This window comes from Streptomyces sp. NPDC001373, assembly GCF_042895815.1.
GTDB lineage: Bacteria > Actinomycetota > Actinomycetes > Streptomycetales > Streptomycetaceae > Streptomyces.
Genome location: NZ_JBIAWQ010000001.1, coordinates 330,644 through 343,927, shown reverse-complemented (window position 1 = coordinate 343,927; position 13,284 = coordinate 330,644). Strand labels below are relative to the sequence as shown.

The following is a 13,284-nucleotide window of genomic DNA, read 5'->3' as shown; positions in this document are numbered from 1 at the left end:
CGGTTGCTAACCCTTGGGTAACAAGAGGCGGCGTTCAGTCGAACGGCATTTACCGTACGGGCGTTTGTCGTACTGTTTCCCGGTGCGACAGATGTTCGTTGCTTGGGGAAGCGGCGGACAAGCGCCACCGACATAGACCACGTGCCAGGGGGGCCCATGAGGCATGTCCATTTTCCTGCGCAAAGAGTGGCCGCGGCGGCCGGGGATGCGGACGGGGCCCCGGACGCCCCCGCGCGGCGCATCGGTGACAAGGCCCGCTGGTACCTGCCCGCCGCCGTGGCCGCCGACTTCGCCGGCGCCGCCGTTCCCGTGGGCCTGGTCTTCGACGCGGCGCAGCAGGCCAGGCCGGTGTACTGCGCCCTGGGCGCGGCCCTCGCGTGGACGGGCGTGCAGGCGCTGCGCCGACGTTACGCCACCCGCGCGCTCGGCGAATCCCGCGGCGTGCTGCCGATGGTGCACGACTGGCTGATTCTGATCGGTGTCCTGGCCGTCGCCCGCGTGGTCACCGGGGAGAGCACCCCGCGGCTGGCCGCCCTCGGGGCGCTGCTGCCGGCGCTGCTCGTCACCGTCGCCTGCCGCAAACTGATCTACCGTCACCTGTTCGCGGCCCGGCGCGCGGCCCAGGCCGTCAGCCGGGTGCTCGTGGTCGGGGAGCCGGCCGCCGCCGAACACGTCATCGCGCACCTCGCCGCGCGCACCGACCACCCGTACGTGGTCGTCGGCGTGCTCCCGGTCGGCGAGGGCTCCCTGGAGGGCGGGGTGCCCGTCGCGGCCCGGCTCGCCGCGCGGATGCCCGGGGCCCTGTCCGAGGACTCGGCCGCCGTGCTCGGCGCGGTCCGCAGCCACCACGCCGACCTGGTGCTCGTGGTGCCCGGGGCGCGGATCGCGGGGGAGCGGCTGCGGCGGGTGGCGTGGGCGCTGCACGACGAGGGCCTGGAGATGGCGGTCTTCCCCGGCCTGGTGGAGGTCTCCGTCAAACGGCTGGAGACCCTGTCCGCCGGCGGGCTCGCCGTGCTGCGGGTCGCCCCGCCCGTGCGGCGGGGGGCGCAGACCCTGCTGAAGTCGGTGCTCGACCGGGTCGCGGCCGCGGCCGGACTGCTCCTGCTGTCACCGCTGTTCCTCGGGCTCGTGCTGGCCATCCGCCTCGGCTCGCGCGGCCCGGCCTTCTACAGCCAGCGCCGGATCGGGCGGGACGGGATCCCTTTCGTCATGTGGAAGTTCCGCACGATGGTGGTGGACGCCGACCGGCTCAAGGCCGAGCTGTCGGGGTCCAACGACAACGACGGGCTGATGTTCAAGATGCGCCGGGACCCCCGGGTGACCCGGGTGGGCAGGCTGCTGCGCCGCACCTCGCTGGACGAACTGCCTCAGTTGTTCAACGTCCTGACGGGCAGCATGTCCCTGGTCGGCCCGCGCCCGCCGCTGCCGGAGGAGGTGGCGGAGTACGACGAGGTCGAGCTGCGCCGGCTCACGGTACGGCCCGGGATGACGGGGCTGTGGCAGATCAGCGGACGCTCCGACCTCTCCTGGGATGAAACGATTCAGCTTGATCTCCAGTACGTGGACAACTGGTCCTTCACCAGCGATGTCGACGTCATGGGCCGTACCCTCCGCGCCGTCGTCGACGGCCGCGGAGCGTACTGAGGGGCCCGGGTTGAGATCAGTTCTGCTCCAGCCACCACCGGTAGGTGGAGGCGATGCCGTCGCGCAGCCCGATGCCGGGCTTCCAGCCCAGCGCGGTCAGGCGGGACACGTCCAGCAGCTTGCGCGGGGTCCCGTCCGGCTTGGACGTGTCCCAGGCGAGCCGGCCCTCGAATCCGGTCACCTCGGCGACCGTCTCGGCCAGCTCCCGGATGGTCAGGTCCTCGCCGCAGCCGATGTTGACGGGCTCGTCCCCGTCGTAGCGCTCCAGCAGCACCGCGCAGGCGGCCGCCAGGTCGTCGACGTGCAGGAACTCCCGGCGCGGGGTGCCGCTGCCCCACAGCGTGACCTCCTCGCGGCCCGCGGCGGCGGCCTCGTGGAAGCGCCGGATCAGTGCGGGCAGCACGTGCGAGGACTCCAGGTCGAAGTTGTCCCCGGGGCCGTAGAGGTTGGTGGGCATGGCGGAGACGTACGAGGCCCCGTACTGCTTGCGGTACGACTGGACCTGCACGATGCCCGCGATCTTCGCGAGGGCGTAGGCCTCGTTGGTGGGCTCCAGCGGCCCGGTCAGGAGGGCGTCCTCCGTGATGGGCTGCGGGGCGAGCTTGGGGTAGATGCAGGAGGAGCCCAGGAAGAGCAGGCGGCCCACCCCTGCGGCGTGCGACCCGCCGATGACGCTGAGCTGGATCCGGAGGTTGTCCTCCAGGAACTGCACCGGGTAGGTGCTGTTGGCCATGATCCCGCCGACCTTGGCGGCGGCCAGCACCACGGCGTCCGGGCGGACGTCCCTCAGGTACGCCTCCGTCGCGGCGGCGTCGCGCAGGTCGAGCTCGGCGCGGCCGCGGGTGAGCACCTCGTGGCCGTCGGCGGTGAGGCGGCGGACGACCGCGGACCCCACCAGGCCGCGGTGTCCGGCGACGAAGACGCGGGCGTGCGGGGGCAGGAGCGGCTGCGGATTAGTCATACCGCCGATGATGCCAGTCCGCCGAAGCGCGCCGACCCGGACTTACGGCGTCCCGCCCGTCGCACCGACCACACAGACCGCACACCGAGGCGCAGCCTCACAGGCAACAGCAACAACGGACCCCAGGGGGACCCATGGGCAAGACCGCACTGATCACCGGCGTCACCGGGCAGGACGGCTCGTACCTCGCCGAGCTCCTGCTCTCGAAGGGCTACACGGTGCACGGACTCGTGCGGCGGTCCTCCAGCTTCAACACGGAGCGGATCGACCACGTCTACCAGGACCCGCAGACGGCGAATCGTTCCTTCGTCCTGCACCACGCCGACCTCTCCGACGGCGTGGCCCTGGTGAACCTGCTGCGCGACATACGCCCCGACGAGGTCTACAACCTCGGCGCCCAGTCCCATGTCCGGGTCTCCTTCGACGCGCCCCTCTACACCGGCGACGTCACCGGACTCGGCGCGCTGCGGCTGCTGGAGGCCATCCGGGCCAGCGGCGTGGACACGCGCATCTACCAGGCCTCGTCCTCGGAGATGTACGGCTCCACCCCGCCCCCGCAGAACGAGGACACCCCGTTCCACCCGCGCAGCCCGTACGGCGCCGCGAAGGTCTTCGCGTACTGGACCACGGTCAACTACCGTGAGGCATACGACATGTTCGCCGTCAACGGGATCCTCTTCAACCACGAGTCCCCGCGCCGCGGCGAGACCTTCGTGACCCGCAAGATCACCCGCGCGGTGGCCCGGATCAAGGCCGGTCTCCAGGACCACCTCTACCTCGGCAACCTCGACGCCGTCCGCGACTGGGGCTACGCGCCCGAGTACGTCGAGGCGATGTGGCGGATGCTCCAGCAGGACGAGCCGACCGACTACGTGGTCGCCACCGGAGTCGCCGCCACCGTGCGGGAGTTCGTCGAGTCCTCCTTCGGCCACGCCGGCCTGGACTGGAACGAGCACGTCCGCTACGACCCCAAGTACGAGCGCCCCAGCGAGGTCGACGCCCTCATCGGCGACGCCTCCAAGGCGCGGGAGATCCTCGGCTGGAAGCCGACGGTCCTCGTGCCCGAACTGGCCCGCATCATGGTCGACGCGGACATCCGGCAGGTCGAGGACCAACTGGCGGGCGCGACCGTCCGAATCGACCGCTGAGGCCGTATATTTCGCCTACGATTTGCCGTGTCTCGGTCATGCCCGCGATGCTCCGCGGTCCTGACCGGGGCAAACCTGCCGTATGTCCTCGTGCGCCCTCTGTTCTGAACCCTGTTGATCCCAAGTTGGTATGCAGTGGGTCAAGTGAGGTGACCGGGCCTTCGCCCGCGTCCTAGTCTGCGCCGGGTACACATGGCTGTTCGTACAGTTCCAGCCATCAGACCGGGCGACTGCCCTGGGGGGTTCATGCGTAGATCCAGAGGGCTGACTGCTGCCCTCGCCCTGTCCCTGGCCGGTGCCGGCACCGGCCTGGGCGTCGTGCTGATGCCGGCGGCGTCGGCCATCACGCCGCCGGTGGCGTTCACCGCCGACGAGCTGCCCACCTGGCAGCCGAACGGCGTCGTCTTCGCCATGGCCGAGGCGAACGGAACCGTCTTCGCCGGCGGCACCTTCTCGGCCGTCCTCCCGCCCGACGCCGTCGGCGGCACCGAGCAGGAGGCCGTGAACTTCGTGGCGCTCGACGCCGCCACGGGCAACCCCACCTCCTGCAAGCTGGCGTTCACCGTCGGCGACGGCACCGCGACCGTCCGGGCGCTGGCCGTCTCCAAGGACGGCAAGACCCTGTACGCGGGCGGCTACTTCGGCGCCGTCAACGGCACCCCGGTCTCCAGCCTCGCGGCCGTCGACATCGAGACCTGCACCCCCAAGGCCTCCTTCCACCCCGGCGTGCCCGCCACCGTGCGCGCGCTGGAGGTCACCGACGACACCCTGTACGTCGGCGGCGACTTCGCCGCCGTCGAGGGCCAGACCCGCGAGCGGTTCGCCGCCGTGGACGCCTCCTCCGGCGCCCTCAAGCCCTTCACCGCCAACGCCGACGAGCCCGGTCGCGCCATCAAGGTCAGCAACGACGGCAAGCAGGTCCTGCTCGGCGGCGACTTCTTCACGGTCAACGGTTCCAACTCGCACGCCCTGGCCGTCGTCGACGCCACCACCGGGGCGGTCGCCAAGACCTACTCCACCATCCCGTCGAACTCGGTCGTCAAGGACATCGCCGCCGACTCCACGGGCTACTACACCGCCAACGAGGGCTCCGGCGGCGGCGTGTTCGACGGCCGCATCGGCCTCAACACCGACTTCAACGAGAAGTGGCGCGACCGCTGCCTCGGCGCGACCCAGTTCGTGCTCCCCTACGACGGCGTCCTCTACAGCGCCTCGCACGCCCACGACTGCTCCTCCGAGCTGGAGTTCCCCGACGGCAAGCGCAACTTCCTGATGGCCCAGCCGACCGACCACACCGGCGCCGCACCCGCCCCCGTGGACGGCTTCGTGCGCGGCCCGCGCAAGCTCGGCTGGCACCCGACCGCCAACGACGGCATCGGCGAGGGCATCGGCCCGCGCGTCCTGGCCGTGGCCGAGAAGTCCGACGTCAAGTACCTCTGGGTGGGCGGCGAGTTCACCCAGATCAACGGGAAGCCGCAGGCGGGTCTGACCCGCTTCGCGAACACCGGTGACGTCGGCGCGCCCACCACCCCGGTCGCCAGCGCCGCCGCCACCGGGCCCGGCGAGGTCCAGGTCCGCTGGCGCACCAGCTACGACCAGGACGACAGCAAGCTGACGTACCGGATCTACCGCAACGGCTCGGCCACCCCGATCCAGACCATGACCGCCGACTCCCTGGAGTTCGAGCGGCCGCAGGCCTCCTGGACCGACACCACCGTCAAGGCCGGCCAGTCCTACACCTACCGGGTGACCGCGACCGACGGCGCCGGCAACACCAGCGCCCTGTCGGCGACCGCCTCCGTGAACGTTCCGACGTCCGTCCAGGCCTACCCGGACAAGGTCCGCGCCGACGGCGCCAACCTGTACTGGCGCTACGACGACACCGTCAGCCCGTACGTGGCCGACTCCTCCGACGGCGGCAACACCAGCGGCATCCAGGTCAACGCCCCGGCGCTGAAGCAGAGCCCCGGCGCCGTCAGCGGCACCAGCACGGCCATGGGCTTCAACGGCACCAGCCAGCAGGTGTACAGCGACCACCGCCAGTTCGTGGGCAGCAGCTTCACCGTCGAGACCTGGTTCAGGACGAACACCACGCGCGGCGGCAAGCTGATCGGCTTCGGCAACAACACGGTCAACAACAGCGGCTCCTACGACAAGCAGCTGTACATGACCAACACCGGCCGCCTCGCCTTCGGCGTCTTCAACGGCTCGACCCGCACCATCACCACGGGCCTGTTCGAGACGTACAACGACAACAAGTGGCACCACGTGGTCGGCACCCAGGGCCCCGGCGGCATGACGCTCTACGTCGACGGCCAGAACAAGGGCACCAACAGCGCCACCACCTCCACCCCGTACGCCGGCTACTGGCACGTGGGCGGGGACAACCTCAACAGCTGGCCGAACCGTCCGACCAGCAACTTCTTCGCCGGCCAGATCGACGAGACGGCGGTCTACCCGACGGCCCTCACCCAGGCCCAGGTCAAGAACCACTACGACCTGGCCAAGGCGCCCACCGACACGGTCTCCAAGGTCCCCGCGGCCGAGGACACCTACATCAACCAGGGCGCCCCGTCCACGGCCTACGGCACCTCCACGCAGCTCGCGGTGCGAGGCACCTCCGCGTACGAGTCGTACCTGCGCTTCACCCTCCCGGCCGCCCCGGCCGGGCAGGTCCTGAAGGCCGCCTCGCTCCAGTTCAAGACCTCCACGCAGACCGGTGCGGGCACCACCGACACCGTCTCCGTGGTCCCGGTCACCGGCACCTGGAGCGGTGCGGGCACGACGTTCACCACCAAGCCCACCCTCGGCACCACCCCGCTCGGCAGCATCGCGGGCGTTCCGGACGGCTCGGCCCTCCAGAACGTCGAGCTGGACACCACCGCGCTCTCCGCGGTGCTGGGCAGCAGCTACAGCCTCGGCCTGACCAGCACGGGCACCGACGCGCTGTGGCTCTGGTCCTCGGAGTCGACCGCCGCGGACGCCGCTCCGCAGCTGATCCTCACCTTCGGCCAGAAGTAACCACCTGAGGACGTACGGGGCCCGGCGCGCAGACCGCCGGGCCCCGTACGCCTTCCCACCCCTCGGGAGCCCTCCATGCACCTCCGCTCCGCAACGGCGACCGCCGCCCTCCTCCTGGCCTCCGCCCTGGCCCTGACCGGATGCAGCTCCTCCGGCGACACCAAGGCCGACGCGGGCCCGGCCAGGCCGAAGCCGCCGGCCGCGTCACCGGCCCCGGACCCCGCGGACGCGAGCCCGTCGGCCCCCTCCGACCCGAACGCCAAGCCGGCCGGCCCGGTCCTTCCGGACGCCAGGCTCACCCCGAAGACGGGCAGCTTCAAGGAGAACGAGAAGAAGTACCTGAGCGGCCGCGTCCCGGAGAAGACGGACCCGGCGGCCGTCCTCCAGACCGGCCAGGAGACCTGCCAGCGGGTGGAGCGCACCGCGAAGCGCGACAAGGACGCGGCGGCCGCGTCGATCGCCTCGGGCGAGGTGACGGGCGCCAGGGACGCGATCACCTTCCTCTGCCCGGACCAGAAGCCGGTCCTGGACGCGGCCCAGAAGGGCTTCGGCGACGGCTCCCGCGAGAACCCCGCCCCCGGCACCTACCGCGCCGCCACCCAGACCACCACGTGCACCTGGGAAGCCAAGTCGAAGGACGGCACGGTCCTCACCTCGGGCCCGGAAACCCCGCCGAAGCCCGGGGACAGGATCACGGCCACCATCCCCGCAGGCGCAGCAACCTTCACCTCGACGAACTGCTACGCCTGGCTCCCGGCATGACAACCCCACTCACGGACGCCGCCGCACCCCCCCGGGGGTCCGGCGGCGTCCGCGCGTCGTCACGAAACCAGCGAGATGTTCCCGAGCGCGGTGGACCACTCGATCCCGGAGGCAGGCCGGATGTAGGCGAGCCGCACCCAGTGCTCCTGTCCTCCGTAGGTGCACACCTGCTCGAGCACAACGGCCATCAGGCGTCCCGTTCCCTTGCTCGGGATGTCCATCACGGTCCGCCCGAGCCAGGGGTGCCACTCGTGCCCGAAGGCGTCGTCAGAGGTCACGGAGGTCACAGGGCCTCCCGCGCACTCCCGGTCGGGGATCGGCGGAGGTGAGGAACCGGGCCCAGCCGCGTGCGGCCCGCACGAGCAGGCGGGGGCTCGGGCCGGGAGGGGGGTCGGGCAGGGGGCCCCTGCGGTCGCTGCGCGTGCGCGTTTCGTTCATGAGTGCAGGAAACTGCTCGACGTAGTGGACGCGTCACGGTCCGTGTGGACGTTTGGGGACGTCTCGGTCTACGGTGAAAACGTCCTGGCGTCCCGGTGGGAAGGCTCAACCCGTGGCCAACGAGCGCCTGCGCGCTGCCATTTCGGCGAGCGCGGCCACCATCCAGTCGGTTGCCGCCCAGATCGGGGTCGATCCCAAAACGGTGGAACGCTGGATCACGACGGGCCGCACACCGCACCGGACCCATCGCTGGAAGGCCGCGACGTTCCTCGGCGTCGACGAGCTCTACCTCTGGCCGACCGTTGCCCGGCAGACCGAGACGGCGAGTGCCTCGGAGCTCGTCACCTACTACCCGCACCGCGGCGTCGTGCCGGCCGATCTGTGGTCGTCGTTGATCGACAACGCGGTGAGCCATATCGAAGTCCTCGTCTAAGCAGGCCTGTTCCTGTTCGACAGTCATCCCGAACTCGCGGACCGGCTCGCCCGGAAGGCGCGGGCGGGAGCGCAGGTGCGCGTCCTTCTCGGCGATCCCGCATCCGAGGTGATCCGGCAACGCGGCGAGGAGGAGGGGATCGGTGCGGACCTCGCCGCGCGATCGCGCATGACGCGCCGCTACCTCGAACCGGCCATGACGACTCCGGGAGTGGAGGTCCGGCTGCACGAGACGATCCTCTACAACTCGCTCTACCGATTCGACGACGACGTACTCGTCAACCCCCACGTACTCGGCGCGCCCGCAGGCCAGAACCCGGTCCTGCACTTCCGTTACATCCCGGGCGGCCGGAGTTTCCGGCACTACATGAAGAGCTTCGACTACGCCTGGGAACGCGGCACGGCGGCCTAGGCTGATCGGCATGGCCCGTGTCGACTACTTCAACGACCCGAACGCGCCCGAGGCGAACAGCATCGTCCCGTCCGTGACCGTCGTGGCCCAGGACGGCGAGGGGCGGGTCCTGCTCATCCACAGGACCGACAACGGTCTGTGGGCCCTGCCCGGCGGGGGTGTGGACACTGGCGAGTCCGTCGCGGAGGCCGCCGTGCGCGAGACCCGCGAGGAGACGGGGTTCGAGGTCGAGGTGACCGGCCTGATCGGCCTCTACACCAACCCCCGCCACGTCATCGCGTACGACGACGGGGAAGTGCGCCAGCAGTTCTCGATCTGTTTCTCGGCCCGCATCGTGGGCGGCGCTCCCCGGACGAGCAGAGAGAGCCGGGAGGTCGCCTTCCTCGCCCCTGGCGATCTGGACGGCATGCGGATCCACCCGTCGATGAGGCTGCGCATCGAGCACGGCCTCGCCCGCCGGACCGAGCCCTACATCGGCTGACCGGAGAGACGGGCGTGCGTCCGGGCGACCGCTGCCGCCAGGGTGGGGGTCGCCGTGCTGATCGCCGCATGGACCGCGCTGCCTGGCGTGTACCGAATCAGGATCTCATTGATGCGGTCCGTGAAGGCGAAGCGCTGGCCGGCCGGGCCCGTCGTCATGTCTGCACAGGTCAGGGCATCCAGGAGGACCGCATCGGCCCGGTCGTACACGGCGAGTTCCCCCGCTAGCCCGCGTTGTTCGGCCTCGTACACGGCCCCCGAGTGGTGGGCGACCAGGCCGACAAGCCGGGCAGGGGCGTCCAGCGCCGCCAAGTACCGTGCGCCGTCGAGCGGGTGGAACCCGGTTTCACGGAGCGCCGGCGCGTACCCGATGTCGTGCAGCCAAGCCGCCGCGATCAGCAGCTCCCGTTCTGCAGCGGGAACAGCTGGGGCCAGCTCACGCGCGCGCTCCGCGACCGCCTGCGTGTGCAGCCAGCGGTCGCCCAGTGGAGGCAGGAGGGCCGCGGCCAGCCGGGCCGCTCCCCGGGCGGAGTCCAGTACGGATGGGGCCATGGCCTCCACCGTATCGATCCGGGTCCCTCCCCGCCCCTAGCGGCTGATGTCCCCGTACACCCCGAGCAGGGTGTCCAGGACCGCGTCCATCGAGAAGGAGCTCGCCGCCAGTTCGCGGGCCGCCTTCGACGCCGCGCCGTTCTCCCACGGGTCCAGGAGGTCCAGGACCGCCTCCGCCACGCCCTCCGGGCCCGGGTCCACGGCCCGGCCCGCGCCGGACGCCGCGATGTCGCGGGCCAGGCCGTTGGAGTGGGTGACCACCGGGGGTACGCCCACCGCCAGGGCCTCCAGGACCGACATGGGGAAGGGTTCGTCCACCGAGGGGAGGACGTAGACGTGGGCGCGGCGCAGCTCCGTGAGGACCTCCGCGGTGGAGAGGGCGCCCGGGACCGTGAAGCGGTCCGCAAGGCCCAGGGCGGTGATGCGGGCGCGGACGGCCGCGAGTTCGCCCTCGTCCGGGCCCGCCACCACGAACCGCGCGTCCGGGTGGACGGCCAGGACCGCCGGGGCCGCGTCCACGAAGTCCACCGGGCGCTTGCGGGCCTGGAGGCGGGCCGAGTACAGGATGCGGGGCGGGCCGCTCGGCGGCGGGCGCTCCTCCTGGTACGGGGTGCCGTTGACCAGGCGGACCGCCTGCGCGAGCGGCGGGGTGCCGACCACCGCGTCCAGGTCCGTGCGCTCGTGCGGGGTCAGGTGCAGGACCGCGTCCGCGCCGCGCAGCAGGCGGCGGACCGCCACCGCGTCCAGGACCTTCGCGAGGAGCCGGTCGCTGGGGTCGACCATGCCGTGGGTCTGGAGGACCAGGGGCCTGCCGGCGCGCAGGGCCGCCAGGGCGAGCGGGAGGGTCACGAGGTCGCGGGCCAGGTGGACGTGGACGACGTCCGCCTCCCGCACCAGGCGGGCCGCCGAGGCCAGCAGGGCCGGGGAGGTCATCCCGCTGAAGCCCAGCGGCAGCAGGCGGCGGGCCGGGAAGAGCTTCGCCGGGACGCCCTCCACCGAGGCCGGCCAGGGGTCGAAGCCTTCGCCGAGGGCCACGAGCCGCGCCTCGTGGCCCCGTTCCCGCAGCCCCTTGGCCAGGTTCAGGGCCACCCGAACCGGGCCGCCGAAGGCGTGCGAGGGGGAGTGGAGGGTGACGGCGTGCAGGATCTTCACTTGGGCTCCTCCACCGGGCGGCGGCTGCCGTCCCGGGTCTGCAGGGTCAGGGCGGGGAGGTCCTTGTGGACCACCGACCCGGCGCCGGCCACCGCGCAGCGGCCCACCGTCACGCCCGCCAGCACCGTCGCCCGCACGGCCACCCACGCGCCGTCCTCGACGGTGATCGGGGCGTTGCGGTAGCGGAAGTCGGCGGCCCGGTGGTCGTGCGAGCCGGTGCACAGCATCGACTCCTGCGACAGGCAGACGTGCGCGCCGATCTCCACCGGCTCCAGGTTGAGCAGCCAGACGCCCTCGCCGATCCAGGTGTGGTCGCCGACCTTCAACTTCCACGGCCACAGCACGCGCACCCGGTGGCGGATCAGCACGCCCTCGCCGATCTCCGCCCCGAACGCCCGCAGCAGCGCCACGCGCAGCCGTGCCGGGCAGAACCAGGCCATGAAGAGGGTGTTCATGACCGCGAACCACAGGGCCTGCGTCAGCAGTCCCCGCCCCTTGTCGTATCCGCCCAGCGTGAAGGCAGGAAGATTGCGCACCGGTCGCCCCCGTCGTCCCACGCGCCTCCCCTGGCGCGGAACGCTCAGATTAGACTGCGCGCGGATCACGCACACGGGGTGGGGGCAAAGGTGGCTACGGACATACGCACGCCCGGTGTGAAGGAGGCGCCGCCGACACCCGGGGACGAGGCGCAGTGGGGGCGGGTCACCACCCCGCGCACGCTGCTCTCCCGAGCGCTGTCCGTGCCGCTCGCGCTCGGATTCACCGTCTTCCTGCCGGTGTTCGTCGCCGCCCAGTCCGGCGACGGCCAGGAGGACGCCGCCTTCTGGCTCCAGTTGCTGCTCACCATGTACGCGGGCGCCCGGCTCTCCGCCATGGTGCTGACCAGCCGCCGCAAGCTCCTCCAGGGGTCCTTCTGGCTCTTCGTCTACATGGCGATGGGCGTGGCGCCGCTCGCCCAGGCCGTGTTGGGCCGGGTTCCGACGCCCGTCGTCGGGCCGCGCTCCGACCTCACCCTCGCCATCGGGCTGGTGCTCCTCGGCTGTGCGGCCTTCGACGTCGGCGTGCTGCTGGCCCGGCACCGGCCGGCGGGCCGCGCGGGCGGCTCCCCGCGGGAGTCCCGCCCCGTCATGGCGCACCGGCGGCGGCTCCAACTCCTCACCGCCATCGCCTTCGTGTGCAGCGCGGCGTTCATCGTCAAGCTGGGCGGCCCCGCCGTGTTCTTCTCCAGCCGCCAGGAGATCATCGCCGGCATCCAGGACGCGGGCGTCTCCAACGGCGACGGACAGGCCGGCCAGGCCCTGCTGCGCGGCTTCGGCACCGTCCCCGCACTGCTCGCCATGCTGCTGTACACGCGGTGGCTGATCACCTCGACGTACGCACGCCGCAAGGTGTCGGTCATCGTCACCTGGGCGGGGCTCCTCGCCCTCAACCTCGTCGTCAACAACCCGGTCTCGAACCCGCGCTACTGGTTCCTGACCGTCATGTTCGCGATGCTGTTCACCCTCTTCCCGGTCAGCGCCGCCATGTACCGCGTCGCCCTGTCCATGGCCGTGGTCGTCGCCCTCCTCGTCTTCCCCTTCGCGGACCGCTTCCGCTACGACGAGAAGAACTACAAGCCCGTCGAGACGACCTCGTTCCTGGAGCCCATGGCGCTCAAGGACTACGACCAGATCGGCATGTTCGCGAACACCATCACCTTCGCCGACTCCGGCCCCGGCCACTCCTACGGCCGCCAGCTCGCCGGCTCCGTCCTCTTCGCGGTGCCCCGCTCGGTGTGGCCCGGCAAGCCGCGCGACACGGGCGTGATGGTCGGCCAGTGGATGGGCACGGTCAACACGAACCTCTCCTCCCCGATCTGGGCGGAGCTGTGGCTGGACTTCGGCCCCCTGGGCATGGGCGCCGGCCTGCTGGCCGTCGGGTACGCCGCCGCGCGCGTCGACCGCCGCTACGCCAAGCGCGCCACCCGCAGCTCGCCGCCCGGCAGCCTGATCTCGGTGGTGGTCCCGCTGGTCGCCGGGTACTCCTTCATCCTGCTGCGCGGGCCGCTCCTCCAGGCCTCGGGCCGGGTCGCGATCGCCGCGATGTGCCTCGCGCTCGTGGCCACGTACCGCACGGACCAGAACACCACCCTGCGCCGGTGACCCCGGGCCGCGGGCCCGCCGGATCCCCGCCGCCCCCGCCGGATCCCCGCGCTCCCGGCCGCGGGCATGCGGGACCCTGGCCGGGCGCGCAGCATGGAAGCAGTACGCGAGCAGCCCACGCCCCCGTACGCCGGGAGCCCC

At 71.7% G+C, this 13,284-nt stretch carries 13 protein-coding genes; 8 read left to right on the top strand and 5 right to left on the bottom strand.

Going from position 1 to position 13,284, the window contains the following annotated elements; translation table 11 throughout:
• Positions 1–156: 156 nt before the first annotated feature.
• A complete protein-coding gene (locus ACFY15_RS01695) occupies positions 157–1,644 on the top strand; it encodes a sugar transferase (protein WP_390685408.1) in 1,488 nt (495 codons plus the stop codon).
• A 16-nt stretch (positions 1,645–1,660) separates the two neighbouring features.
• Here the strand turns inward: ACFY15_RS01695 and ACFY15_RS01690 are convergent, their stop codons facing one another.
• Positions 1,661–2,605 (bottom strand): GDP-L-fucose synthase family protein, encoded by a 945-nt coding sequence (locus tag ACFY15_RS01690; RefSeq protein ID WP_390685409.1) that lies wholly within the window; start codon positions 2,603–2,605, stop codon positions 1,661–1,663.
• A gap of 134 nt (positions 2,606–2,739) precedes the next feature.
• Here ACFY15_RS01690 and gmd point away from each other — a divergent pair, with 134 nt between their 5' ends.
• The 3 genes from gmd to ACFY15_RS01675 all read left to right on the top strand — a co-directional run bounded on the left by gmd (position 2,740) and on the right by ACFY15_RS01675 (position 7,536).
• Positions 2,740–3,753, top strand: a complete 1,014-nt coding sequence (gmd, locus tag ACFY15_RS01685) for a GDP-mannose 4,6-dehydratase (RefSeq protein WP_390685410.1) — start codon at positions 2,740–2,742, stop codon at positions 3,751–3,753.
• Between the two features lie 246 nt (positions 3,754–3,999).
• Positions 4,000–6,774 (top strand): LamG-like jellyroll fold domain-containing protein, encoded by a 2,775-nt coding sequence (locus tag ACFY15_RS01680; protein ID WP_390685411.1) that lies wholly within the window; start codon positions 4,000–4,002, stop codon positions 6,772–6,774.
• A gap of 75 nt (positions 6,775–6,849) precedes the next feature.
• Positions 6,850–7,536, top strand: coding sequence for a hypothetical protein (locus ACFY15_RS01675; protein WP_390685413.1), 687 nt, complete (start codon positions 6,850–6,852; stop codon positions 7,534–7,536).
• Positions 7,537–7,595: 59 nt separating this feature from the next.
• Here ACFY15_RS01675 and ACFY15_RS01670 read toward each other — a convergent pair whose 3' ends face one another.
• Positions 7,596–7,814 carry a hypothetical protein gene (locus ACFY15_RS01670; RefSeq protein WP_390685414.1) on the bottom strand — a complete coding sequence of 73 codons (219 nt, stop codon included), beginning with the start codon at positions 7,812–7,814 and terminating at the stop codon, positions 7,596–7,598.
• A 272-nt stretch (positions 7,815–8,086) separates the two neighbouring features.
• Between ACFY15_RS01670 and ACFY15_RS01665 the strand changes: the two genes are divergently transcribed.
• From ACFY15_RS01665 to ACFY15_RS01655, 3 genes are all read left to right on the top strand, one after another.
• Positions 8,087–8,407, top strand: a complete 321-nt coding sequence (locus ACFY15_RS01665; protein ID WP_390685415.1) for a hypothetical protein — start codon at positions 8,087–8,089, stop codon at positions 8,405–8,407.
• A 75-nt stretch (positions 8,408–8,482) separates the two neighbouring features.
• Complete coding sequence (locus ACFY15_RS01660; protein ID WP_390685416.1) at positions 8,483–8,818, top strand: hypothetical protein; 336 nt, start codon at positions 8,483–8,485, stop codon at positions 8,816–8,818.
• Positions 8,819–8,828: 10 nt separating this feature from the next.
• Complete coding sequence (locus ACFY15_RS01655; protein WP_390685417.1) at positions 8,829–9,299, top strand: NUDIX hydrolase; 471 nt, start codon at positions 8,829–8,831, stop codon at positions 9,297–9,299.
• On the opposite strand, the gene ACFY15_RS01650 is transcribed toward ACFY15_RS01655, so the two are convergent.
• The 3 genes from ACFY15_RS01650 to ACFY15_RS01640 are packed head-to-tail and all read right to left on the bottom strand — an operon-like array spanning position 9,287 to position 11,538.
• The gene (locus tag ACFY15_RS01650) at positions 9,287–9,850 is read right to left on the bottom strand and encodes an HD domain-containing protein (RefSeq protein ID WP_390685418.1); all 564 of its coding nucleotides are present in this window, start codon (positions 9,848–9,850) and stop codon (positions 9,287–9,289) included. The two genes, ACFY15_RS01655 and ACFY15_RS01650, sit on opposite strands and share 13 nt — an antisense overlap.
• 36 nt (positions 9,851–9,886) lie before the next feature.
• Positions 9,887–11,002 (bottom strand): glycosyltransferase, encoded by a 1,116-nt coding sequence (locus tag ACFY15_RS01645; protein WP_390685419.1) that lies wholly within the window; start codon positions 11,000–11,002, stop codon positions 9,887–9,889.
• Entirely contained in the window at positions 10,999–11,538 is a 540-nt protein-coding gene (locus ACFY15_RS01640) for a WcaF family extracellular polysaccharide biosynthesis acetyltransferase (protein WP_390685420.1), read from the bottom strand. Before ACFY15_RS01640 ends, ACFY15_RS01645 begins: the two co-directional genes overlap by 4 nt.
• A 90-nt stretch (positions 11,539–11,628) precedes the next feature.
• Between ACFY15_RS01640 and ACFY15_RS01635 the strand changes: the two genes are divergently transcribed.
• On the top strand, positions 11,629–13,143 hold the full coding sequence (locus tag ACFY15_RS01635; RefSeq protein WP_390685421.1) for a hypothetical protein: 1,515 nt from the start codon (positions 11,629–11,631) through the stop codon (positions 13,141–13,143).
• Positions 13,144–13,284 lie beyond the last annotated feature (141 nt).

Bases quoted from the DNA above. Each gene is read 5' to 3' on its own strand.
- ACFY15_RS01695 (WP_390685408.1), top strand. From the start codon at position 157: ATGAGGCATGTCCATTTTCCTGCGCAAAGAGTGGCCGCGGCGGCCGGG.
- ACFY15_RS01690 (WP_390685409.1), bottom strand. From the start codon at position 2,605: ATGACTAATCCGCAGCCGCTCCTGCCCCCGCACGCCCGCGTCTTCGTC.
- gmd (WP_390685410.1), top strand. From the start codon at position 2,740: ATGGGCAAGACCGCACTGATCACCGGCGTCACCGGGCAGGACGGCTCG.
- ACFY15_RS01680 (WP_390685411.1), top strand. From the start codon at position 4,000: ATGCGTAGATCCAGAGGGCTGACTGCTGCCCTCGCCCTGTCCCTGGCC.
- ACFY15_RS01675 (WP_390685413.1), top strand. From the start codon at position 6,850: ATGCACCTCCGCTCCGCAACGGCGACCGCCGCCCTCCTCCTGGCCTCC.
- ACFY15_RS01655 (WP_390685417.1), top strand. From the start codon at position 8,829: ATGGCCCGTGTCGACTACTTCAACGACCCGAACGCGCCCGAGGCGAAC.
- ACFY15_RS01650 (WP_390685418.1), bottom strand. From the start codon at position 9,850: ATGGCCCCATCCGTACTGGACTCCGCCCGGGGAGCGGCCCGGCTGGCC.